Source organism: Collinsella aerofaciens (assembly GCF_015548375.1).
Taxonomy (GTDB): domain Bacteria; phylum Actinomycetota; class Coriobacteriia; order Coriobacteriales; family Coriobacteriaceae; genus Collinsella; species Collinsella aerofaciens_AB.
On the sequence record NZ_JADMWW010000004.1, the window covers coordinates 36,063 to 58,119 of the forward strand.

At 62.3% G+C, this 22,057-nt stretch carries 21 protein-coding genes and 1 tRNA gene; 17 read left to right on the plus strand and 5 right to left on the minus strand.

What is annotated here, in order from left to right; genetic code table 11:
* Positions 1-237: 237 nt before the first annotated feature.
* Positions 238-2,667 carry a YhgE/Pip domain-containing protein gene (locus I1969_RS02915; protein ID WP_148332609.1) on the minus strand — a complete coding sequence of 810 codons (2,430 nt, stop codon included), beginning with the start codon at positions 2,665-2,667 and terminating at the stop codon, positions 238-240.
* Positions 2,668-2,699: 32 nt separating this feature from the next.
* Positions 2,700-4,826 (minus strand): efflux RND transporter permease subunit, encoded by a 2,127-nt coding sequence (locus I1969_RS02920; RefSeq protein ID WP_148332611.1) that lies wholly within the window; start codon positions 4,824-4,826, stop codon positions 2,700-2,702.
* A 395-nt stretch (positions 4,827-5,221) separates the two neighbouring features.
* Here I1969_RS02920 and hisG point away from each other — a divergent pair, with 395 nt between their 5' ends.
* The 9 genes from hisG (at position 5,222) to hisE (ending at position 13,328) form a co-directional block, all read left to right on the plus strand.
* A complete protein-coding gene (hisG, locus tag I1969_RS02925; protein WP_195232688.1) occupies positions 5,222-6,937 on the plus strand; it encodes an ATP phosphoribosyltransferase in 1,716 nt (571 codons plus the stop codon).
* A gap of 106 nt (positions 6,938-7,043) precedes the next feature.
* Entirely contained in the window at positions 7,044-8,480 is a 1,437-nt protein-coding gene (hisD, locus tag I1969_RS02930) for a histidinol dehydrogenase (RefSeq protein ID WP_195232690.1), read from the plus strand.
* A gap of 1 nt (position 8,481) precedes the next feature.
* Entirely contained in the window at positions 8,482-9,597 is a 1,116-nt protein-coding gene (gene hisC / locus I1969_RS02935; protein ID WP_195232692.1) for a histidinol-phosphate transaminase, read from the plus strand.
* Positions 9,598-10,185: an imidazoleglycerol-phosphate dehydratase HisB gene (gene hisB / locus I1969_RS02940; protein ID WP_195232694.1), complete on the plus strand. Its 588-nt coding sequence runs from the start codon at positions 9,598-9,600 to the stop codon at positions 10,183-10,185.
* Positions 10,186-10,265: 80 nt separating this feature from the next.
* A complete protein-coding gene (locus I1969_RS02945) occupies positions 10,266-10,967 on the plus strand; it encodes an imidazole glycerol phosphate synthase subunit HisH (RefSeq protein WP_195232696.1) in 702 nt (233 codons plus the stop codon).
* The gene (locus I1969_RS02950) at positions 10,964-11,707 is read left to right on the plus strand and encodes a 1-(5-phosphoribosyl)-5-[(5-phosphoribosylamino)methylideneamino]imidazole-4-carboxamide isomerase (protein WP_195232698.1); all 744 of its coding nucleotides are present in this window, start codon (positions 10,964-10,966) and stop codon (positions 11,705-11,707) included. The genes I1969_RS02945 and I1969_RS02950 overlap by 4 nt, the downstream gene beginning before the upstream one ends.
* Before the next feature lie 3 nt (positions 11,708-11,710).
* On the plus strand, positions 11,711-12,493 hold the full coding sequence (gene hisF, locus I1969_RS02955) for an imidazole glycerol phosphate synthase subunit HisF (RefSeq protein WP_117654877.1): 783 nt from the start codon (positions 11,711-11,713) through the stop codon (positions 12,491-12,493).
* Between the two features lie 142 nt (positions 12,494-12,635).
* Positions 12,636-12,965 carry a phosphoribosyl-AMP cyclohydrolase gene (hisI, locus tag I1969_RS02960; protein ID WP_148332627.1) on the plus strand — a complete coding sequence of 110 codons (330 nt, stop codon included), beginning with the start codon at positions 12,636-12,638 and terminating at the stop codon, positions 12,963-12,965.
* Positions 12,966-13,010: 45 nt separating this feature from the next.
* Positions 13,011-13,328 (plus strand): phosphoribosyl-ATP diphosphatase, encoded by a 318-nt coding sequence (hisE, locus tag I1969_RS02965; protein ID WP_148332629.1) that lies wholly within the window; start codon positions 13,011-13,013, stop codon positions 13,326-13,328.
* 120 nt (positions 13,329-13,448) lie between these two features.
* Here hisE and I1969_RS02970 read toward each other — a convergent pair whose 3' ends face one another.
* Positions 13,449-14,360: a PHP domain-containing protein gene (locus I1969_RS02970; protein ID WP_195232700.1), complete on the minus strand. Its 912-nt coding sequence runs from the start codon at positions 14,358-14,360 to the stop codon at positions 13,449-13,451.
* Between the two features lie 331 nt (positions 14,361-14,691).
* Here I1969_RS02970 and larC2 point away from each other — a divergent pair, with 331 nt between their 5' ends.
* The 6 genes from larC2 to I1969_RS03000 all read left to right on the plus strand — a co-directional run bounded on the left by larC2 (position 14,692) and on the right by I1969_RS03000 (position 20,111).
* The gene (gene larC2, locus I1969_RS02975) at positions 14,692-15,177 is read left to right on the plus strand and encodes a nickel pincer cofactor biosynthesis protein LarC2 (RefSeq protein WP_195232708.1); all 486 of its coding nucleotides are present in this window, start codon (positions 14,692-14,694) and stop codon (positions 15,175-15,177) included.
* A gap of 60 nt (positions 15,178-15,237) precedes the next feature.
* A complete protein-coding gene (gene yfcE, locus I1969_RS02980) occupies positions 15,238-15,786 on the plus strand; it encodes a phosphodiesterase (RefSeq protein ID WP_195232710.1) in 549 nt (182 codons plus the stop codon).
* A 2-nt stretch (positions 15,787-15,788) separates the two neighbouring features.
* Positions 15,789-16,649, plus strand: coding sequence for a nucleoside triphosphate pyrophosphohydrolase (mazG, locus tag I1969_RS02985; protein WP_195232712.1), 861 nt, complete (start codon positions 15,789-15,791; stop codon positions 16,647-16,649).
* A 192-nt stretch (positions 16,650-16,841) separates the two neighbouring features.
* Positions 16,842-18,131 (plus strand): phosphopyruvate hydratase, encoded by a 1,290-nt coding sequence (gene eno / locus I1969_RS02990; protein WP_195232714.1) that lies wholly within the window; start codon positions 16,842-16,844, stop codon positions 18,129-18,131.
* 196 nt (positions 18,132-18,327) lie between these two features.
* Entirely contained in the window at positions 18,328-19,089 is a 762-nt protein-coding gene (locus I1969_RS10990) for a hypothetical protein (protein ID WP_229028219.1), read from the plus strand.
* A 20-nt stretch (positions 19,090-19,109) separates the two neighbouring features.
* Complete coding sequence (locus tag I1969_RS03000; protein WP_195232716.1) at positions 19,110-20,111, plus strand: Ppx/GppA phosphatase family protein; 1,002 nt, start codon at positions 19,110-19,112, stop codon at positions 20,109-20,111.
* A gap of 321 nt (positions 20,112-20,432) precedes the next feature.
* On the opposite strand, the gene I1969_RS03005 is transcribed toward I1969_RS03000, so the two are convergent.
* Positions 20,433-20,517 (minus strand) — tRNA-Leu (locus tag I1969_RS03005).
* A gap of 31 nt (positions 20,518-20,548) precedes the next feature.
* A complete protein-coding gene (locus I1969_RS03010; protein WP_148332640.1) occupies positions 20,549-21,172 on the minus strand; it encodes a hypothetical protein in 624 nt (207 codons plus the stop codon).
* Positions 21,173-21,335: 163 nt separating this feature from the next.
* Between I1969_RS03010 and I1969_RS03015 the strand changes: the two genes are divergently transcribed.
* Together I1969_RS03015 and I1969_RS03020 are read left to right on the plus strand one after the other, a co-directional pair.
* On the plus strand, positions 21,336-21,623 hold the full coding sequence (locus I1969_RS03015) for a PTS sugar transporter subunit IIB (RefSeq protein WP_195232718.1): 288 nt from the start codon (positions 21,336-21,338) through the stop codon (positions 21,621-21,623).
* Between the two features lie 11 nt (positions 21,624-21,634).
* The gene (locus I1969_RS03020) at positions 21,635-22,009 is read left to right on the plus strand and encodes a VOC family protein (RefSeq protein WP_117802785.1); all 375 of its coding nucleotides are present in this window, start codon (positions 21,635-21,637) and stop codon (positions 22,007-22,009) included.
* Positions 22,010-22,057: the final 48 nt, after the last annotated feature.

Below are 22,057 nucleotides of genomic sequence, written 5' to 3' on the forward strand. Positions count from 1 at the left end.
CGCTTGGGGTCCGATCCGGAAAGCTCATCCCGTTCCGAGCATCAAATCCGGGACATGCTTTCCGCGCTCCGCCCCTTGCAGAAAGCGCGTCTCCTTCCAAACACAAATCTTGCGGTACAGCTTCTGCAAAGACGCGAAGTGGCCGCTGACAGCAAAGAGGGGCTGCCGAGACAATGCCCGACGGCCCCTCCCCTCATAACTTGCTATCGATGCCAATCGCCACAAGGGCGCGGCTGCCTACTTGCTGATCGCGCCCGTCATATAGATAAACTGCACGCGATTTATATGTCCGCCCTGCTCGCCGTTGACAAAGTCCGTCGGCGTAAAGCCGGGGTTGAGCATTTCCTCGATCTTGTCCTTAACGGTGTCGATGACCTGAGTATCGAGATTGCTCGTTCGGTCGGTAAGCTCCTGCATGCCGTTGCCGAGCTCGGATGCGCCGCTGGCAAGCGTACCTGCACCCGAGGAGAGAAGATTCATGCCGCTAGCAAGGCTAGCAGCACCTGTCTTGAGCTGCGCCGCACCGTTGTTGAGCTGTGATGCGCCGTTGGCAAGCGCGGGCGTGGCACCGTTGAGCTGCTGTGTGCCCGCAGCAAGCTGGTCGGTGCCCGCGGCAAGAGCCGCGGCGCCATCGCTCAGCTGACCCGCGCCCGTTGCTGCAGAGCCAACACCGGCGACAAGACCGGGGTTCACGGCCGTGGGGTTTGCCGGGTTGATCGCGCTGTTCATATAGGCGATGGCTCCGGCCAGGCTCAGCTGTTGGCCATCCTGGACAGTGGTGTAGCCCTGAATGGCGCTATCGAGCGCGGTGACGGCACCCTGGGCGCCGCCCTGGGCGCCGGCCGCCTGGGCCAAAGTCGTAACCTGATCGGTAAGCGTGCCAAACATGGACTCGGCACCCTTAAGGCCCTGCGACACCTGCGTGTTAAGACCCTGCGCGCCCGCAACGGCATTGGATGCAGAATCGAGAAGCGCGGTAAGACCCGTCGCATCGGCGCTCGATGCCGCCGTGGCGGCGGCACCCGCGCTGGTAGCAGCACTGCCGGCACTTGCGGTGGCGGCATCCAGCTGTGCCGTAGCCTCGCTTAGCTTGGCTGCCGCAGCCTTGGCGGAGTCGAGATCGGCCGCGTTATCCAGCGCGTCCTGAGCATCGGCGACCGCCGCCTTGGCAGCGGCAATAGATGCAACGGTGCTCTCGGCGCCAGCCTTTGCGCTCTCGGCGTTAGCCTTTGCCGCATCGTTGCCCATGGCGCTCGCGGCCTGCTTTGCCCCGCCGAGCGCCTGCTGTGCACCGGCAAGGTACTGCCCCTCGCCGCTGAGCGCCGCCGTAAGACCCTGCGGCCCGTACAGCGCGCTGTAGGCGTTGCCCGACGTAGCGGTCACGGCGTCCTGGGCCGCCTTGGCCGCAGCCTGCGCCTTGGCAAGGTTTGCCTCCTGAGCCTGCTTGCCCAGCGTCAGCGCGTCGACGTACGTATCGGACCCAGCGGCAATTCCACTTATGCCGCCCGAGATCTGCTGTGCGCTCCCCTGCAGCTTGGAAAGGCCCGCCGAAAGATCGGACGCACCGCCCTTAAGCTGCACGGCACCGGCATTAACCCCCTCGGCACCGGCATTAAGGTTGCTCACGCCTTCGACCAGCGTGGGGACCTGCGCGTTGAGCTGACTCGTACCCGCCGCGAGCGCAGCGGCGCCACTGGACAGCGTGCCGGCACCGGTATTGGCCGTGGCAAGCGAGGCCGCGAGCGTCTTGACACCGTCGGCAACCTGGCCAGCACCGCTATTGGCCGTAGCAATACCGTTGGAGAGCTCCACGAGCTGGCTCGTATCCATGCTGCTCGAGTCCACATCGATGGCAAGATTCAGCGGCACGCCGACAATCTGCCAGCCATCAAACTCAAAATCCTCAACATCGGTCGTAATGGTGTAGTCTCCGGTGCTGCCGGGAATCACCATGTAGGTAAGCTGCGTGTTGGAGCCGTTGGCAGCAACCGTGGCGCCCTCAGCCTCAATATCGTGTGCCTCGGCATCCTTAAGCTGACCGGTAATCTGAACCAGGTAGTTATCGGCATAATCGCCACCGGTATAGTCGTCATTCTTTTCGACCTTGAGCTTCATGGTGAGCTTGCCGCTCTTGCCCGCCAAATCCTTGGCGTCGATATCGCGGCCATCGAGCTGGTATGCCACGGTGACGTTCCACGGCATCTGAGTGTTCTTGTCCAGATCGCCCTGGTAGACAAAGTCCTGCACTCCCTGGCCCGTAACGGCAACCGACCCGCTGTCGTCCGTTAGTTTTTGAGTCGTCGATAGGTTGGTCACTTTGTTATAGGTGCCGGCATCGTCGATCTTGACGCCCTTATTGGCCTCGAAGCTATTGACCACGTAAACACCCGTGCGATTGCCGTCGGCATCGGTTTTGACGTATACGACCTGGTTTTTCTTATATCCCGGCGTGCTGTTATCGGAGTCCGTCGCCATCTGTTCACTCGTAGCCGAGGCAGCGCTCGTCGACCCTACGCCGTCGGCGAACACAACGGCACCGGGAACGGTAAGGGCCACGGTCAGACCGGCGGCAAGAGCGAGCGCAGCGATGCGCTTATGGGGACGACGTACAAGATCGCGTTGGGCTTTGAGCTCTTTCGAAGCGGTATCAGTGGTATGGGTATGCATTGCGGTATTCCTTCCAACTGCTTTGTAAAACGTTACTGAGCGGAGCCGTCCGCAGCCGATGCCTCGGTGGTATCCGAAACCGGATCCTGGGCATCCTTGGGCAAAAAATGAGCTTTGAGCGTGGTCTTGCCGATGAGGCCATCGAGCACATACAGGAAACCCGGCAGCGCAAAGAGTACGGCGACTAGGGAGATGCTCACGCCGACGCCCAGGAACCAGCCGATCTGCTTGAGCACGCCGTGGCTCGAGATCGCATGGATCAGGAAGCCACTGATTAGCAGAACCGATCCAGAGGTCAAAACAGGAATCGTGCAAGCTTCCATGGTCTCGAGTAGCGCTTCGCGCTTATGCATGGTCACGCGGTCCTCACGATAGCGGTCAGCAATCAGGATGCCGTAGTCGACGGCAACGCCCAGCTGGATGGAGCTCACAATTAAGTAGGCGAGGAAGAACTCGTGCATACCGGTGTAGAGCGGTGCAGCAAAGTTGACCCAGATCGAGGTCTCAATCACGAGCACCAAGATGATCGGCAGGCTCAGCGACTTGGTGGCCAGCAGCAAGACCGCGAACACGGCCACGACGGCGATGAGGTCGACCTTGCCCTTATCGACGGTGATGGTGTCCTTAAGGTCGGTGGTGCTCACGCCCTCGCCGGCGAGCATTGCCTTACCCGGATAATGTTTGTCCGCGATACAACGAATCTTCTTGACCAGCTTAAATGTACTCGGACCCTCGTAGGGCGCGGTAACCGTGAGCACCAAACGGCTGTAGTGCTCTCCCTCCACCAGATCGAGCGTGTCCTTTTCGGCCATGCCCGTGGGGATATAGGGACTCGCAACGTCAACATAGCTCTGGATGGACTTGACCTCGGGGAGCGCCTTGAGCTCATTGGAGAGTGCCTGCTCCTCGCTCACCTCTCCACGGGGAACGAGCACAACGTAGGTATCGGAGTTGCCAAAGACCTCCTTGACCTTGTCCATATCCTGACCAAGCCGCGTATCCGAACCAAAAATGTGCGAAGTGCCGTAGTAGTACGTGATATCGCTGGAGGTCGATGCCACACGCGCAGGGTAAACCACGGCGAGGATCACGACGGCAGCGGGGATACAGACCTTGAGCACCAGACGGGCGAACTTACCCAGCGGCGGGACAAAGGGCCTGTGCTGCGATTTTTGCACAAAGCCATCGAACTGAACGAACATCGAAGGAACAAAGGTAAAGACCGATACCAGGCTGATGGCGATACCCTTTGCAAGGGCAAGACCAAGGTCGGGGCCGATCTTAAACTGCATGGCGGCAAGCGCGATAAAGCCGATGCAGACCGTGCAACCGCTCGAAAACACGGCGACCGAGGACAGGCAGCACGACTGCACCATGTCTTCGGCAACGCTGCCGTGGCGGCCACGCTCCTCGTTAAAGCGGTGCAGCAAAAAGACCGAGAAGTCCAACGCGATGGCAACCTGCAAAATGGAGCCCGCAGAGTTGGTGACAAAGCTAATCTCGCCAAAGATGAGGTTGGTGCCCCAGTTGATAAACACCGAGACGCCCAGGCCCAGCAGCACCAGGATGGGTTCGGCCCAGCTGGTAGTCGTGATGACCAGAATCACGAAGATAATCGCTATGACAGCGACCGTGATAATGCTGATCTGCTGCTCGGTCGATGTGGTGGCGAGCGCGTTAGACATGGCCGAGCCCGTAATGGCGCCCTCGTCGCCCACGATATCTCGAATAGCGTCGGTTGCCTCGATCTCCTTTTCGGAATTAACCGTCACCGTAAACAGGGCGTTGTTCTTTTTGTAATAGGTCTCAACGGTGTCTTTGTCTTGCGTGGCAAGCGGCTGATCGATATCTGCCGCGTCGTCAAGCCATAGGACCTCCTCGACGCCGTCGACCTTTTTGATTTTGTCCTTGTATTTGAGCGCCTGAGCGATCGAGACATTGGGCACCATAACGCGACAGTTGGGAATGTCACCCTCAAACTCATCACCCATGGTATTCAGAGCGACGGTCGACGCCGCTTCGTCGGGCAGATAGCTCGTAATGTCGTAGTTAACGCCTACAAACTGGCGCAGGAACAGGCATACCAGTGCTGCCACCGCATAGAACGCGATGATGGGTTTGCGGTGCTTCACGACCCATCGAAATAGCTTCTCTTTCAACCTCAATCCTCCATAACGCTCAGCCTATGTTTTGCTCTTTGTTATATTCCACATTTGGTAGTTATACAACATGTGTAGGATAAAGGCGCCATAAAGATATGCGATTGACGCGGTCCCGGAGCCAAAACAGCCGCTGCAGAAGCAGTTCGGAAAAGGTCCTCAGCGGAAACTGCATCCCAGTTTTTAGACGAAAAACGGGATATGGTTTCTGGTTGGCCTAGATAATCGTCAGATTTAGCTGAGCGTCTGCCCCTATGTTTCCAAATGAATACGGTGTGAGCTGCGGACAAGGATTTTCCCCGCAAGCACTCTAGTATGCTAAAGTACCCAAAAGACCGGCGGAGCTATGCCGGTCGTTTGTTCTGTATGCAACACAGCATGAGGAGGCTCACCAGATGACGGCCACACCGTGGGGATTCCGGGACATATTGCCCGAGGAGGCTCAGGCGCGCGAGGAGATCGCGCTGACGGTGAAGGGCTGCTTTAGGGAGCATCATTATCTGCCGGTTGAGACGCCGCTGCTCGAGGACAAGGGCTCGCTCGAGGAGGGCGGCCGTATCGCGGACACGCCGTTTAAGCTTTTTGACGATGACGGCCGCTTGTTGGTGGTTCGTCCCGACAATACGTTGCCGATCGTGCGTTTGGTCTCGACCCGCATGCGCGCGGCCGACTTGCCGCTGCGCCTGCGCTATGAGGCGCCGGTGGTTCGCGAATGCCAGCGCAATGCCGGCGGTTCGCGTCAATTTACCCAGCTGGGTTTTGAGCTCATCGGCGCGGGCGATACCGCGGGCGATGTCGAGATCGTCTCGCTGGTGGCCGAGGCCGTTCGCAAGTTGGCGCTGCCCGATGCGCGCATTATCGCAGGTAGCGTGCGCCCGTTTAAGGAGCTGCTCGCGGCGTGCGAGGATCGCGAGCTGGCTGCCGAGGCATTGCGTTGCGTACACGTCAACAACTTTGTGGGCCTCGATGCCCGTGTGGCGGCAAGCGCCGAGCCCGAGGCCGTCAAGGCTGCCATCAGCGAGCTGCCGCGCTTGCACGGCGGCGCTGAGGTACTCGACCGCGTCGACGCGCTTCTGGCGGCGGTGGGCATTGTCGCGCCGCTCACGCGCGAGCTGCGTGCCCTGGTCGAGGGCCTGGCTCCCGAGGACGCCCAGGTGCTGTCCTTCGACTTCTCCATCATGAACTCGTTTGATTACTACACGGGTCTGGTCTTTAAGGCCTATGCCGGCGGCCTGCCCGATCCGGTGGGTTCGGGCGGACGCTACGACTCCATCTTTACCGGTGCATTTGGCGACGGCATCGAGGTGCCGGCGGCGGGCTTCGCCTTTTCGCTCGAGCGTCTAGAGGCCGCGCACACCTCGGCCGAGGACGCTGCTTCCGATGGCGATCACGCCGCGGGCCGTGGCGCCGAGGGTCCGCTGCGCATTGCCGTGCCCAAGGGCTCGCTTAAGGCCGACACGCTCGACGTGCTCGAGGCCGCGGGCTTGGATGTCTCTGAGCTGCGTGACCCCGGTCGTCACCTCATCGTGCGCGGCCGCGACACACAGGCCGGTGAGGGTGCGGTCGGCGATATCGAGTTTGTCATCGTGCGTCCCAGCGACGCGCCCGCCTTTGTGGGCTGCGGCGGTGCCGACTGCGGCATCTGCGGCTGGGACTCGCTTATCGAGGCAGACCTCAACCTGCTGCAGCTGGTCGACCTGGGCTACGGCCTGTGCACGTTTATCGAGGCGGAGCCCGCGTGGCGCGCCGGCCAGGCCGAGCGCAACTATGCCCGCCGTGGGTCGCTTCGCGTGGCAACCAAGTACCCGCGCATCGCGAGTGCCTGGTATGCCGAGCGCGGCGTGAACGCCGACATCGTCTCGCTGCACGGCAACATCGAGCTGGGCCCCATTGTCGGCATGACCGACCGTATCGTGGACATCACCGCCACGGGCGCCACGCTGCGCGATAACGACCTCGTTATTACTGGTCGCATTATGGACTGCACGGCCCGCTTCTTTGTCAATCCGGGTGCCGCACGTCTGGATCCGCGCGTGCGCAATCTGGCAGATCGCTTGGCGGCAGCCGTGAAGGACAAGCATTTTGAGCCCGTTGCGGGCTCGGCACAATAGCGCGAGCACGCACGGGCGCCCCAATGTCCGGGCTGCGGGCCGACTGGCGCCGTCGCCCGGTCTCTCGTTTTTCGAACAAAAACCTCGACCGATAGGGGATACCGATATGAAGACCATCAAGCTTGCTCCCGGTGAGCGCCTCGTTACCAACCAGCTCAACCGTAAGGGCGTGCTGCCGCAAAACATCGTCGACGCCGCCCGCGATATCGTGGCCAACGTGCGTGCCAACGGCGATGCCGCGGTGCGCGATTACTGCCAGCGTTTTGACGGTGTCGAGCTGCAGAGCTTCCGTCTGCTGCAAGAGCAGATCGATGCCGCGCTCGAAGGCCTCGATCCCGCTTTTGTCGCGGCGCTCGAAAAGGCTGCACGCCAGATTCGCGAGTTCCACCAGCGCGAGGTCGAGCAGAGCTGGTTTACCACGCGCCCGGACGGCACGATGCTCGGCGTTAAGGTGACCCCGCTTGCTGCAGCTGGAATCTATGTGCCGGGCGGTCGTGCGCAGTACCCTTCCACCGTGCTTATGAACGCCATTCCCGCCAAGGTCGCTGGCGTTGAGCGCGTGGTCATGGTGACCCCGCCGCAAAAGGACGGCCTGATCAGCCCCTACACGCTCGCCGCGGCAAAGCTCGGCGGCGTGGACGAGATCTATATGGTGGGCGGCGCCCAGGCCGTGGCCGCACTGGCGTACGGTACCGAGACCATTCCGCGCGTCGACAAAATCACCGGCCCGGGCAACGCCTTTGTCGCTGCGGCCAAACAGATTGTCTCGGGTGACGTGGGTATCGATATGGTCGCCGGTCCCTCCGAGGTCTGCGTGCTGGCCGACGCCACGGCCAAGCCCATGGTGGTCGCGGCCGACCTGATGGCCCAGGCCGAGCACGATCCGCTGGCGGCCTGCTATCTGGTGACCTGCGACGAGCAGTTTGCGCGTGAGGTCGAGGCGGGTATCGATATTCTGGTAGCGCAGTCGCCGCGTGCCGAGATCACGCGTGCCTCGCTCGACAATGAGGGCACCATCGTGGTGGCCGCCGACATGGCTGCCGCCGTCGAGGCGGTGAACACCGTGGCGCCCGAGCACCTGGAGCTGCACTGCAAGGATGCGATGGGTCTGCTTGGCGGTATTCGCAACGCCGGCGCCATCTTTGTGGGCGCTTGGAGCTCCGAGCCGCTCGGCGATTACGTTGCTGGCCCCAATCACACGCTGCCGACCGGCGGCACGGCCATGTTCTCCAACCCGCTTTCGGTGGAGGAGTTCGTCAAGCGCTCGAGTGTTATCTGCTATACACCCGAGGGCCTGCTCTCGGACGCTCCCGCCACGCAGCGTCTAGCCGAGGCCGAGGGCCTGTGGGCGCACGCGCTTTCTGCTGCCCTGCGTCGTCGCGTGCTGGAGCAGGGCGAGGATGCCGTGAGTGCCGAGTCACTGGCTGCGGCCGACCTGACCAAGGTCGCCTGGCCGGGCGACGCCGTGGCGACGGTTGCTGAGGGCGTGGACCTGGCGGCGGCTGCGGGCGGTGCCGCTGGCGCGACCGGCGAGGAGGCCTAATATGGCCGAGCTGACGCCCCGCATGAAGGAGCTCGTCCAGCCCTACTTGACCGGCATCGAGCCCTACGATCCCAACTTTACGCCCACGCGCATCAATCTTTCGGCCAACGAGAACACCTATCCCGTGCCGGCCGGCGTGCGCGAGGCGGTTGATGCGGCCTTGGCTGCCGCACCGCTCAACCGCTATCCCGACCCCATGTCCAACGACCTGCGCGACGAGCTTGCTGCCTGGCATGGCGTGACGCGCGAGAACATCTGCGTGGGCAACGGCGGCGACGAGCTACTCTATAACTTCCTGCTGGCGTTTGGCGGCGCGGGGCGGACCCTGCTCAACTGCCCGCCGTGCTTTAGCGAGTATGCGTTCTTTGCGTCGCTGTGCCAGACCGAGGTGCGCGACGTGTGGCGCGACCCGGCGACCTTTGAGCTCGACCAGGCGGCGGTGCTTGTGGCGGCTCCCGAGTGCAATCTGGCGATCGTGACCTCGCCCAACAATCCCACGGGTGACGTGGCGCCGCTCGACTTTGTTGCGGCTCTGTGCGATGCCTGCCCCGGCATGGTCATGGTCGACGAGGCCTACGTGGAGTTTGCCGACGATTCGTTTGGCGCGGCAACTACGGCGCAAGGCCTTATTGCCGAGCATCCTAACCTGGTGATTCTGCATACACTGTCCAAGGCGTTCGGCGCCGCCGGCACGCGCCTGGGCTATGTGATCGCGGCGCCCGAGGTCATCGACGTGTTCGCGGCGATTCGCCAGATCTATTCGGTCAACGTGTTGAGCCAGGCGGCGGCGCTTGCCTGCGTGCGTGCCCGCGATGCGTACGCGCCCGTGGTGGCACAGGTCGCATCCGAGCGCGAGCGCGAGTTGTGTGCCCTGCGCGCAATGGCTGCCGAGGGTCTGCCCGTGGAGGCGTGGCCGAGCGCGGCGAACTTTGTGCTTGTGCGCACTCCGCATGCCACGCGCGTGCGCGAGCGTCTGCGCGACGAGTATTCAATTTTGGTGCGCGACTTTAGTTACGCGCCGGGGCTCGCGGACTGTCTGCGCATTACCGTAGGCGCCCCGCAGGAAAACGACGAGGTGCTGGCCGCGTTTGCCGCGCTGGTGAAGGAGGAGATGTAGATGGACCGCTATGCCGAGGTGACCCGCAAGACGGGGGAGACCGACATTGTCGTAAAGCTCGACCTGGACGGATGCGGCGTGTGTGATATCTCGACCGGTGTGCCGTTTTTCGACCACATGCTCAACGCTTTTGGCCGCCATGGCCTGTTCGATCTGACGGTGCACGCGGTGGGCGACGTGGAGGTCGATGCGCATCATACCGTCGAGGACACGGGCATTGTGCTGGGCGAGGCGTTTTGCCAGGCGCTGGGCGACAAGGCGGGCATTACACGCTTTGCCGATGCAGCGATTGCCATGGACGAGACACTCGTGATGGCTGCCGTTGATATTTCGGGCCGCGGGCAGGCCTACTGTGAGCTGCCCGTGCCGACTGAGCGCGTGGGCAGCTTCGATACCGAGCTGGCCGTCGAGTTCTTCTGCGCCTTTGCGCGCGATGCCAAGCTCACGCTGCACGTGCGCGAGCTGGTGGGCGGCAACTCGCATCACATTATCGAGGCTGCCTTTAAGGCCGTGGGCCGCACGATGCGCCACGCCTGCGAGCTCGATCCCCGCGTGCAGGGCATCCCCAGCACCAAGGGATCGCTGTAACCGTTACAAGGGTAAAACCACCACAGAGGTGCCTGTCTCCTTTGTGGTGGTTTTGGATGATGAGATAAGGGAGGGGTCGCGTGGGCGAACCGAAGATCGTGGTGGTCGACTACCACAAGGGCAACTTGTCGAGCGTTGCGCGCGGGCTTGCGCGCGCCGGTGCCGCCGCCTGCACGTCGGACGATCCGGAGCAGATCCGCAACGCCGACGGCCTGGTCATCCCGGGCGTGGGCGCGTTTTACGACGCGGTCGCCTTTATGCGCGAGGGCGGCGAGGCGGACGCGGTGCTCGACGCCGTTGCCGCCGGAACTCCGTTGCTCGGTATCTGCCTGGGCCTTCAGTTGTTTTTTGAGCGCGGCAACGAGGGCGTTCCTGCGAGCGAGAGCGCGGTCGCCGACGGCAACGCCTCCGAGCGGGCCGGTGCCCTCTGGGTCGATGGCCTGGGTATTATGCGCGGTTCGTGCACGCGCCTGGAGTCGAGCCGCCTGAAGGTGCCGCACGTGGGCTGGGACCAGGTGCACATGACGCCCGCCGGTGCGGCCGATCCGCTGCTTACTGGTTTTGCCGAGGGTGCCAACATGTACTTCACCCACAGCTACGCGGTGGCCGACGATTCCGATGCCGCCGATGTGCTGGCGCGCACGCACTATACGCGGAGCTTCCCGTGCATCGTGCGCCATGGCAACGTGTGGGGTTGCCAGTTCCATCCCGAGAAATCCTCCGCGCTGGGTCAGCGCATCCTTAAGAACTTCGTGAGCATCGTCGAGGGGGCCGGCCGATGATTCTGTTTCCCGCAATCGATTTGATCGGCGGCAAGGTTGTGCGCCTGGAGCGCGGCGACCGGAGCCGCTGCAAGGTATATTCCGACGACCCCGTTGCCGTTGCCCGCTCGTTTGCCGAGCAGGGCGCAAGCTGGGTGCACATCGTAGACCTGTCTTCTGCCTTTGGCGAGGACGAGGACACGTGCGCTGCCAACTCGGCGGCGATAAAGGCTATCTGCGGCGTCGACGGCCTGTCTGTGGACGTGGGCGGCGGCGTCCGCTCGCTCGCGCGCATCGACGAGCTGGCCGGCTATGGTGCTCGCCGTATTGCGCTGGGCACCGTGCTGGTGACCGAGCCGGGTTTTGCCGAAGTGGCAGCCCAAGGCTTTGGCGAGTTGCTGGTGGCAGACATTGCCGCGCGCGACGGTCAGGTCAAGGTGAATGGCTGGCGTGACGGTGCGGGTGTGGCGCTCGACGACGCCGTGGCGCAGCTTTCCGAGCTGGGTTTTAAGCATCTGGTGTATACCGACATCGCGCGCGACGGCATGCAGACGGGCATCGACGTAGCGGCGTATCGCCATGTGGCCGAGGTCGCGGGCTTTCCCGTCGTGGCTTCGGGTGGTATCTCGACGCTCGATGACATCCGCGCACTGGTCGCGGTGGGTGAGGGCGCGATTGAAGGTGCCATTACCGGTCGCGCGCTCTACGAGGGCAACTTTACGCTGGCCCAGGCACTGGTCGCCGCCCGAGGGGAGGAGTAGCCCATGCTTACCAAACGCGTGATTCCCTGTCTGGACGTCAAGGACGGCCGTGTGGTTAAGGGCGTCAACTTTGTGAGCTTGCGCGATGCGGGCGATCCGGTGGAGCTGGCGCGCGCCTATGACCGCGAGGGTGCGGACGAGGTCGTATTTTTGGACATTACCGCGACGAGTGACAACCGTGCGACGACCATCGAGATGGCGGCGCACGCGGCCGAGGAGCTCGCTATTCCCTATACCGTGGGCGGCGGCTTTCGCGACCTGGCGGGCATGCGGACCATGGTTGCCGCCGGTGCCGACAAGGTGTCGCTCAACTCGGCGGCCGTGCGCGACCCGTCGCTGATTAGCCAGGCTGCCGCGGCTTTTGGCAGTCAGGCCGTGGTCGTGGCGATCGATGCCAAGCGCGTCGGTTTGCCCGGAGAGCCGGGTGCCGACAAGTGGGAAGTCTTTACCGCAGGAGGCCGCAACGCCACGGGCATCGACGCGGTGGCGTGGGCCGAGGAAGCGGCTCGTCGCGGCGCCGGCGAGATCTTGCTGACCAGTATGGATCGCGACGGCACCAAGGCCGGATTTGACCTGGCGCTCACCCGCGCCGTGGCGCGCGCGGTGCCGATTCCGGTGATCGCGAGCGGCGGTGTGGGCACGCTCGAGCATTTTGCCGAGGGCGTGATCGAGGGCGAGGCCGATGCCGTGCTGGCGGCAAGCGTCTTTCACTTTGGAACCTTCAGCATTCGCCAGGTGAAGGAGTATATGGCCAGTCAAGGTATTCCTGTGAGGCTGGACTTCTAATGCTGCGGCTTGCCCAGGCACCCGACCTTCCGGCTCCAACCCTCCTCGCGTACTTAAGTACGCGTCGTCGGGCTTGTCGCTCGGAATCTCGGGCACCTGGACAACCCTCGCCGACCTGCGAAGTTTGAATTTGGGGAGAGAAATGGAAGAGATAACCGATCCTTCAAAGCTTACATACGACGCCAAGGGGCTGATTCCTTGTGTTGTTCAGCAGTATGACACCGGCGAGGTGCTTATGGTTGCCTGGATGAATGAGGAATCGGTGGGGCTGACGCTCAAGACCGGGACCACGTGGTTTTGGAGCCGCAGTCGCCAGGAGCTCTGGAACAAGGGCGCGACGAGCGGCAATATGCAAGCGGTCAAGGAACTCTGGGCCGACTGCGATAGCGATACGCTGCTGGTCAAGGTCGACTCGCCGGGCCCGGCCTGCCATACCGGCAACCGTACCTGCTTCTTCAAGAAACTCGCGTAGGGCGGGCGCTCGATTAGACGCTCGGCCACCAGAAAGGATTGAACCATGGGTGTGCGCACCGCAAACGTTCAGGATGGAAATATCGGTGAGACGCTGACGGGGCTCGCCGAGGTGATTCACGGTCGTCGTGATGCATCGCCGCAGGAGAGCTATACCGCGCGTCTGCTGACCGACGTCGAGGACGAGCTGCTCAAGAAGCTTGCCGAGGAGTCGAGCGAAGTGATCATGGCCTGCAAGGATAACGATCACGATCACATCCGCTACGAGGCCGGCGACCTGGTCTACCACCTGCTCGTAACCCTTGAGCGCTACGGTATCACCCTCGACGAGCTTGCCGGCGAACTCAACGCCCGCCGCCACTAGTCGTTTGGGACAGTCTTTGTTGGTGTAACGGGGTCATGGAAGTTGCGGTGAAATAGGGACTGTTTAAGCGCTTCATCAGGCAAAACAATCCCTATTCCACCGCAACTTATGAAGGGATGGCTAGTCGAGGGGTGTGGGTTCCCATTCGCCGGTGGGGTGGGGGATGTCGAAGGTTCGGTAGCCGCAGTCGTAGGCGTGGGCTTGTGCCTCGCGGATATTCCAGCAGATGTCGCAGGCGCGGTGCGCGTCCGAGCCAAAGGTGATGGGTACCTCGGCGTGGGCAAAGCAACGCAACAGCCCCGTCGAGGGGTAATAGTCGTCGAGGCCCTTGCGCGGCGCGGCGGTCGAAACTTCAACGCGGCGGCCTGTATCGTGTGCGCACTCTGCCATCTGCTCCCAAAACGGTGCCGTATCAAAATCGGGCGCAAAGCCTTCCTTCGAAAAGCGCATGAACAGGTCGGGGTGAGCCATCACATCAAAGTTAAGCGGGCTTTCGCAAGCGCGGCACCAGTCGTCGACGTAGCGCTCCCACACGCCGCGTACCCCCAGGTTTTCCCAAACGTGCAGGTCGGTGTCATCGTCGATCCAACCGCAAAGGGAATCGGGTGTATCGGGGCGAGCGACGTTTTCCGTTCCCGCCATACCCGCGGCACCGGCCATGATATCGCCTGGGTTGCCAATCCAATGCACGCTGCCCAGGCGTACCACGGCGCTCTGGGACCAGCGCTCAACCAAAGGCTCGCAGCCCTCGTACCAATCGCATTCAAAGCCATAGATAAGCTCGAGCTCCGGCGCAATCTGCGCGGCGAGTTTGCGGGCGTCCTCAAAGGCCAGACGATGTGCCGGCAGGTCGCCCTCAGTAACCTGCACTTCGCAGTTGGCATCCATGCTGGCAGGCAGGGTGAGATGGTCGGTCGAGACCATGACGCGGCAGCCGGCCGCAGCAGCGGCGCGAACGTTGTCCTCAAACGAGGCATGTCCGTCCGAAAACGAGGTGTGGGTATGGCAATCGACCAGCGGGCAGACAGACATGGCAGCTCCTTTGTGTCAAGCGAATCCGCTCCATTGTAATGGCGCAGCTCTCAACACGCCGGACACGCCGGGGGTCGAAATCGATTGGAAAGGCTGCGCGACGCGCGGTGCGGCCTCGCTTGCGCTCTCAAAACATGTACATCAGCCTCCAAAAGCTGCAAAAAATGACATGTTTGGAGGCTGATGTACATGTTTGGATGAGGCGGTGGAGTGTCGGTTTCTTGCGGGCAAGGAAAATCGCGCTCATCGCGCGCCGTCACATCCGCGCAGCCCGCGATGTGCTAGCGTTTGGGTGAACAAAACGAGCCCGCGCGGAAAGGATCCGGACCGTATGCAATGCGATAGCACATCCCCGCTGTCCCGCGAGACCGATGCGCCCGAGACCATCGTCAAGCTGGAATGCGACATCGACGACGCGTCGCCCGAGGTGCTCGCCTACGCTGCCGACCGCCTGCGCGAGGCGGGTGCGCGCGAGGTGCATTGGCTGCCCCTCTATTGCAAGAAAGGCCGTCCCAGTTGGCAGCTACAGGTAATCTGTGCTCACGAGGATATCGAGCGCCTGCAGACGATTATCTTTTTGGAAACCACGACCAACGGCATTCGTCGCCAGGTCATGGAGCGCGTTTGCCTGCCACGCCGCTTTGAGCGCGTAACGACGCTATGGGGCGAGGTGTCCGTCAAGGTGGCAACCCTGCCCGACGGCAGCGAGCGTGCAGCGCCCGAGTACGAGGACTGCGCCCGTCTCGCCCGCGAGCACAATGTGCCGCTCCAGCGCGTGATGCAGGCGGCACAAGCCGTGGCACTGCGATTTGAATAACGCGGCTGGTGGCGACATCCTGCGCCCAGCCATATCAACCCCATTCGAAAGGATCTCCCCATGAAATACCTCATCGCCTCCGACATCCACGGCTCGGCATATTGGGCCGAGCGCCTGGTTGCCGCCATCGAGTCCGAGCAGCCCGACCGCATCGTGCTGCTGGGCGACCTGCTCTATCACGGTCCGCGCAACGACCTGCCGCGCGATTACGCCCCCAAGCGCGTGATCCCGCTGCTCAACGCCCTGGCCGACCGCATCATCGCGGTACGCGGCAACTGCGATGCCGAGGTCGACCAGATGGTCCTCGACTTTCCCGTCATGGCCGACTACGCCACGCTGTTCGACGAGACCGGCCGCGAGCTGTTCCTGACGCACGGCCATGTCTTTGGCGCCGGCATGCACAACAGCGTCGACCACGCGCCCGCGCTGCCCGAGGGCTCCGCGCTCGTCTACGGTCATACGCACATCAAGGTCAACGAGGAAAGTGCCGCGCACCCGGGCCTGTGGCTCTTCAACCCCGGCAGTGTGAGCATTCCCAAGGACGGCACGCACAGCTACGGCATCTACGAGGGCGGTGCGTTCCGCCACGTGATCCTGGAGGAGGAATAACCATGGCGCAGCATATGGCTCAGCAAAATGCCGAGGGCTCGCGCGATCTGTCCACGCTGATAGACGCGTCGGCCGAGCTGCAGCATCTGGTGCAGACCATCTGGCGTCTGCGTCAGCCCGATGGCTGCCCGTGGGATCGCGAACAGACACACCGCAGCATCGGCAAGAACATGATCGAGGAGGCCTACGAGGCACTCGACTGCATCGAGGCGGACGACGCGGTTCACCTACGCGAGGAGCTGGGCGACGTGCTCATGCAGGTCGTGCTGCATGCGCAGATTGCGGCGGATGCCGGCGAGTTTACGCTGGCCGACGTGGCGCGCGATATCGACGCCAAACTCATTCGCCGTCATCCGCACGTGTTTGGCGATGTAGATGCCGACAGCTCCGACGAGGTACTCAAGATTTGGGACGAGGTCAAGCTTGCCGAGAGGGCTGCCAAGGACAAGGCCGTGGCAGCAGGCGAGGCTGCGCCCGAGGGCCTGCTCGACGGCGTGCCCACGCATCTGCCGGCGCTGATGCGGGCTCAGAAGGTGTCGCGCAAGGCGGCTGCCGTGGGCTTTGAATGGGAGACGGTCCAGGATGTGTGGGACGAGGTTGCCGAGGAGCGTGCCGAGTTTGAGGCCGAGGTCCCTGGCTCGCCCGAGCGCGAAATGGAGTTTGGCGACCTGCTCTTTGCTTTGGTCAACGTCGCGCGCAAGGAGGGCATTGACGCCGAGAGCGCCCTTCGTGCCAGCACGGCAAAGTTCCGCCGTCGCTGGGCCGCGATGGAGCAGATGGCGGCCGATGCTCACGTGGATCTTGCCGAGCTTTCGACCCACGGCCTCAACGACCTGTGGGATGCCGCAAAGGCGGAGGAGTAAGACTGCGGGAACGACGGGCTGACACGCCTCATCGTTTCCGCTAAATTTTTCGAAAATCAAGTGTATCCCTCGGCTAGCTTAGGGCATAATGCAAAAAGTGCGACATGGCTAACTTATGAACCTGCGCGCCTCTACAGCGTGCAAGCCGCGTCGCCAAGCATTCAACCCGTTTCCAAGTGAGAGGGAGACAACATGAGCGATATTTTGGACGTCTACGGTCGCGAGGTGCTCGACAGCCGCGGCAATCCCACCGTCGAGGTCGAGGTCGTGCTCGAGGACGGCAGCTTTGGCCGCGCAATGGTGCCTTCGGGTGCTTCGACCGGAGCCTTTGAGGCCTGCGAGCTGCGCGATGGCGACAAGGGCCGCTACCTGGGCAAGGGTGTTTTGCAGGCCGTCGAGCACGTCAACAACGAGTGCGCTAACGCCGTCGTGGGCCTCGACGCCTTCGACCAGCGCGCCGTCGATGCCGCGCTGATTGCCGCGGACGGTACCCCCAACAAGACCAAGCTCGGTGCCAACGCCATCCTGGGCGTGTCGCTGGCCGTTGCCCGCGCCGCTGCCGAGTCGGCGGGCCTGTCGCTGTACCAGTACCTGGGCGGCGTCAACGCTCACCTGCTGCCCACGCCCATGATGAACATTCTCAACGGCGGCGTGCATGCCGACAACAACGTCGACTTCCAGGAGTTCATGATCATGCCGGTGGGCGCCCCGAGCTTTGCCGAGGGCCTGCGTTGGTGCGCCGAGGTCTACCACACCCTCAAGGGCGTGCTGCACGAGGCCGGCCTGGGCGGCGGCGTGGGCGACGAGGGCGGCTTTGCCCCCAACCTTAAGACCAATGCCGAGCCGTTCGAGTACATCACCAAGGCCGTGGAGAAGGCCGGCTTTAAGCCCGGCATCGACTTCATGTACGCCATGGACCCGGCCTCGACCGAGTTCTACAACGCCGAGACCGGCATGTACGAGCTCAAGGGCGAGGGCGTGGAGTACACGAGTGCCCAGATGGTTGATTACTGGGAGAAGCTCGTCGACACCTATCCCATCATCTCCATCGAGGACGGCATGGCCGAGGAGGACTGGGACGGCTGGGTTGAGCTCACCCGTCGCATTGGCAACAAGGTGCAGCTGGTGGGCGACGACCTGTTCGTCACCAACACCGAGCGCCTCAAGAAGGGCATCGAGCTGGGTGCCGCCAACGCGATCCTGGTCAAGGTCAACCAGATCGGCACGCTCACCGAGTCGCTCGAGGCCATCGAGACCGCCAAGGAGGCCGGCTACGCTTGCATCGTGAGCCACCGTTCCGGCGAGACCGAGGACTCCACGATCGCCGACCTGGTCGTGGGCGTCAACGCCGGCCAGATCAAGTCGGGCGCCCCGTGCCGCAGCGACCGTATCGCCAAGTACAACCAGCTCATCCGCATCGAGGACGAGCTCGAGGGCAGCGCGCGTTACGCCGGCAAGGCCGCGTTCTACAACATTCGCTAGGCACGCGGAGGTCGCGGGGGCGGGGAAGACTCGGATTTGCCTTGCTCCAGCCGGGCGCTGTTGAGCACCATTGGGCGCTGGGCCATATGACTCAGCGCCTTTTTTATGTCGAGCAAAGGCTGGCGAAGGCGGTGCGGGCGCTCGTGCTATAACTAGAATACTTAGCGCAAACAAACCTCAACCGCACAAGGCGCACATGGATCAGATTTACGACAACAGGTACTATTCCGCCGGTTCGCGTGAGCCGTCGCCTCGCCGTGCGCGCACGGTGCAGCTCGGTGGATCCGCCTACGCCGGCGCCGACCGCTCCATGCAGCGCCCGACAAGTACCTCGCGCCCCAATGCTCAAGTGAATACTTCGACAGATGGACCAGTGCGCCCGGCACGTTCGTCGCATGCTCAGCGCTCGTCGGCTCAAACGCACGATAGGTCGAGCAGGCCTTCGAACCGTTTTTCGGGCTCGGACTTTATGCACTACGCCAACGACAACGCGGTGGTCAAGGCGATCTACGACTTTACCCACGGTCCTCAGCGAGGGCTATTCATCGGCATTGTCGTTGCCCTGGTGCTCGTGAGCCTGTATTTCCCCGTGCGCGATCTGTACGTGGCAAAGCGTTCGAGCGATATCTTGGCCAAGCAGGTCGAGATTCGTCAGCAATACAATGATGAGCTGCAAAAAAGCGTCGACAAACTGCTCTCGGAGGAGGGCATTAAGGATGCGGCGTCCGAGGATCTGGGCCTGGTGATGCCCGGCGAGAAGAGGGTTGAAGTGCAGGGCCTGGACGACGATTCGGATTCGTCTTCGAGCAAGAAGTCGTCGAACGCCAAGAAGGCCAGCGAAGTTGCCAAGGAAATCGAAGAAGTCGGTAAGGACGCCCCGTGGTACATCCAGGCGCTCGACATGCTGTTTGGGTTTAACGGTGTCGAGGGCCAGACGGTCGTGTCCAACGGCAAATAGCGCCCGGAGGGGAGCCCGCAATGGCAGATTGCAAACGATATAAGGTGGCGGCGATCGATCTGGGAACGGTGTCGTCGCGACTGGTGCTGGCGCAGGTCGAGGGCGGGGCGATCGTGGAATCGTCCAAGCATACCGAGATTACCGACCTGGGCGAGGGTGTGGACGCGACGGGTCGCTTTTGCGAGGCGGCGGTCGAGCGCGTGCTCGCTGCATGCCGCATGTTTGTGGACGAGGCGCGTGCCTTTGGGGCCGCGTGCATTTGCACCACATGCACGAGCGCCGCGCGCGATGCATCCAATGCCGCACTGCTGCTGGACGGTCTGCGTGAGCTGGGGCTCGAACCGCAGGTGATTCCGGGCGAGGTCGAGGCGCGCCTGACGTTTTTTGGCGTGGCGCACGACTTTGCCGGCGAGCGCATCATTGTTGCCGATTCGGGCGGCGGATCAACGGAGCTCGCGACGGGCGTCTATGCGCCGGAGCGTGGGGTCTTTGCGCTGGAGGGCACGCGTTCGCTGGACATCGGTTGTCGCCGTGTGACGGAGCGATTTTTCTCGGCACTGCCGCCCGCACGCGGCGAGCTTACTGCCGCTGCCGCGTGGGCGGGCGAGCAGTTCGCTGCCTATTTTGAGGGCCTGCCGAGCAATTTTGAGCGCGCCGAACGCTTGGTCGCAGTGGGTGGCACCGTCACCACACTCGTGGCGCTCGTTCATGAGCTGGAACCGTACGATTCGAGCTTTGTGCACCTGCGCGAGCTTTCGCTGGATCAGGTTTCGGCCGCTATCGAGCGCATGTCTGCGTTGGATGCGGACGGCATCGCCGCTCTACCGGGTGTACAGCCCAAACGCGCGGGCGTGATCTTGGCTGGTGCCGTGGTAATCCGCGAGCTTATGCGAGCCGGCGGCTACAAGACGCTCACTGTAAGCGAGAACAGCTTACTCGCCGGCATGGCCGCCACCATCAACGAGGCTCTCGACGGTGCGACCCCCACCATCTCCTGGACCCCAGAGCTCAGCACCCTCTAAATAAGTTGCGGTGAAATAGTTCCTAAATAAGCTGGTAAACGGTATAAACAGGATCTATTCCACCGCAACTTCTAAGGGACCGAAGCTGTCTTTTTAGCCCGTCCTAAATTAGTTGGCTTTCTGAAGCGCGGGGCGGTGGGACGTCTGCGTATTTGCTGCGCAAATCCGCACCGGCTTCGGACGCCTGCTGGCGCCCTCGCCGGCTCGCTGCGGACGCTGCGCGTCCGCTTGACGCTCGCCCCCCTCGCGGGTTCGAGTCCCACCGGCATCTAAAAGAAGTGAGCCCGCATCCCTTGGGGACACGGGCTCGAAAGCTCCATATGGTAGGGGCGGTGGGACTCGAACCCACAATCCTTGCGGCGAGAGATTTTAAGTCTCCTGCGTATGCCAATTCCGCCACGCCCCCGTGAGACTAGAAGTCTAGCACAAGCCGTCCGTTACGCGTTGACGGCCATCGAGTGTTGCCCCGACTTCTCCAGGAACTCCTGGAACTTGGCTTCGTCGCCCTTGTTCTTGTACTGCAGAGCCAACAGATACTCCAAGCGGCAGCTCTTGACCTTGTCGTCACCGGCCTCCTTGAGCATGCGCTCCAGCTCGGGAATGTCGTTGTGGCGCTTGAGGATCATCGTGTCGTACATCAGTTGGCATTCGTGTGCGACTGCCTCGGCCTGGCCGCCCTCAAAGCCTTTGATCTCGTGCAGCAGCTCCTTGGACTTTTTGCGGTCCTCCTGGCCAACGTAGTAGTTAAAGGCCTTAATCACCAGGTCGACGCGCTGCATCTTGGGCAGATTGAGTCCCAGCAGCAAATCGAACATCTCGTCGGCGCGCTTGTGGTCCTCGCGCAGCAGATAGGAGTTCAGGCGCAGGTAGTCGCGGTTATAGCGCGGGTACAGCATGCTGGTGAGTTTGCCATCGAGCAAACGATCGAACTCGTCCCACTGCTTGGCAGCCATAAGCTGTTGCAGGCGCTTAAACGTGGTGCGTTTTTTTACGCTAAAGAACACCGATATGGCGATACAAATAATGACGACGGCGGTCCAGAGGGTGCGGGAATCGGGCATTTTAGAGTCCTTAGTCGCTCGTAAAGCGAGCGGTATGACAACACGTGCTAGATGTATTATACGCGGCGTGCAAGCAAACTGGCATAAAAGCGCATCGAGGCCGAGCGCCATCGCTCGCTGCGGTACACTTACCTAAAGTAAACCATGAAGGGAGACATTACCTATGAAGAAGATCGTTTTGGCTTGCGGTGCTGGCGCTGCTACTTCCACGCTCGTTGCCCAGAAGGTCGCCACCATGCTCGACGCCAACGGTTACGCCGACAAGTACGAGATCGTGCAGTGCGCCATCTCCGAGGCCAAGGACTACTGCGACGAGGGCGCCGATCTGCTGATCGCCACCACCGTTGCCCCCGAGGGCCTTACCTGCCCGTACGTGAGCGGCGTGCCCTTCATGACCGGCATGAACCGCGTCGCTGCCGAGAAGGCCGTTCTTGACGTCATGGCTCAGTAGGCGCTGACTGCATGAGTGAGCAGAACGCCAATCCGGTCGAGCTCTTTGGCATGCGCGTTGCCCATGTGGGCATTAACGCCACCGACCCGGCAGACGCCCTGGAGATCGCGGAGCTGTTCTCGACGATGATGGGTCTGCCCGTTATCGAGACCCCGGTTTCGTACTTTAACGATTCGCTGGTCGAGGTCATGAAGCAGAATGGTCGTGGCACCAAGGGCCACATCGGCTTTGCCGTCAACGACATTGATGCGGCCGAGAAGTGGTTTGCCGAGCGCGGGCTCGAGGTCAACGAAGAGTCGCGCGCGCTGCTGCCCGACGGTAGCACCAAGCTCGTGTACTTTAAGCGCGAGTTCGCCGGTTTCGCCGTGCATCTGTGCCGCGAGTAGCGCACAAGCTGCCATAGCTAGCAAAAAGGGATAGGGCCGTGTGGCCCT

Excerpts from the sequence above, each read along its gene's own strand:
- eno (WP_195232714.1), top strand. The coding sequence starts at position 16,842 with ATGAGCGATATTTTGGACGTCTACGGTCGCGAGGTGCTCGACAGCCGC.
- I1969_RS10990 (WP_229028219.1), top strand. The coding sequence starts at position 18,328 with ATGGATCAGATTTACGACAACAGGTACTATTCCGCCGGTTCGCGTGAG.
- mazG (WP_195232712.1), top strand. The coding sequence starts at position 15,789 with ATGGCGCAGCATATGGCTCAGCAAAATGCCGAGGGCTCGCGCGATCTG.
- yfcE (WP_195232710.1), top strand. The coding sequence starts at position 15,238 with ATGAAATACCTCATCGCCTCCGACATCCACGGCTCGGCATATTGGGCC.
- hisE (WP_148332629.1), top strand. The coding sequence starts at position 13,011 with ATGGGTGTGCGCACCGCAAACGTTCAGGATGGAAATATCGGTGAGACG.
- I1969_RS02915 (WP_148332609.1), bottom strand. The coding sequence starts at position 2,667 with ATGCATACCCATACCACTGATACCGCTTCGAAAGAGCTCAAAGCCCAA.
- hisF (WP_117654877.1), top strand. The coding sequence starts at position 11,711 with ATGCTTACCAAACGCGTGATTCCCTGTCTGGACGTCAAGGACGGCCGT.
- larC2 (WP_195232708.1), top strand. The coding sequence starts at position 14,692 with ATGCAATGCGATAGCACATCCCCGCTGTCCCGCGAGACCGATGCGCCC.
- hisB (WP_195232694.1), top strand. The coding sequence starts at position 9,598 with ATGGACCGCTATGCCGAGGTGACCCGCAAGACGGGGGAGACCGACATT.
- I1969_RS02970 (WP_195232700.1), bottom strand. The coding sequence starts at position 14,360 with ATGTCTGTCTGCCCGCTGGTCGATTGCCATACCCACACCTCGTTTTCG.
- I1969_RS03020 (WP_117802785.1), top strand. The coding sequence starts at position 21,635 with ATGAGTGAGCAGAACGCCAATCCGGTCGAGCTCTTTGGCATGCGCGTT.
- I1969_RS02950 (WP_195232698.1), top strand. The coding sequence starts at position 10,964 with ATGATTCTGTTTCCCGCAATCGATTTGATCGGCGGCAAGGTTGTGCGC.
- hisD (WP_195232690.1), top strand. The coding sequence starts at position 7,044 with ATGAAGACCATCAAGCTTGCTCCCGGTGAGCGCCTCGTTACCAACCAG.
- hisI (WP_148332627.1), top strand. The coding sequence starts at position 12,636 with ATGGAAGAGATAACCGATCCTTCAAAGCTTACATACGACGCCAAGGGG.
- hisC (WP_195232692.1), top strand. The coding sequence starts at position 8,482 with ATGGCCGAGCTGACGCCCCGCATGAAGGAGCTCGTCCAGCCCTACTTG.
- I1969_RS03015 (WP_195232718.1), top strand. The coding sequence starts at position 21,336 with ATGAAGAAGATCGTTTTGGCTTGCGGTGCTGGCGCTGCTACTTCCACG.
- I1969_RS03000 (WP_195232716.1), top strand. The coding sequence starts at position 19,110 with ATGGCAGATTGCAAACGATATAAGGTGGCGGCGATCGATCTGGGAACG.
- I1969_RS03010 (WP_148332640.1), bottom strand. The coding sequence starts at position 21,172 with ATGCCCGATTCCCGCACCCTCTGGACCGCCGTCGTCATTATTTGTATC.
- hisG (WP_195232688.1), top strand. The coding sequence starts at position 5,222 with ATGACGGCCACACCGTGGGGATTCCGGGACATATTGCCCGAGGAGGCT.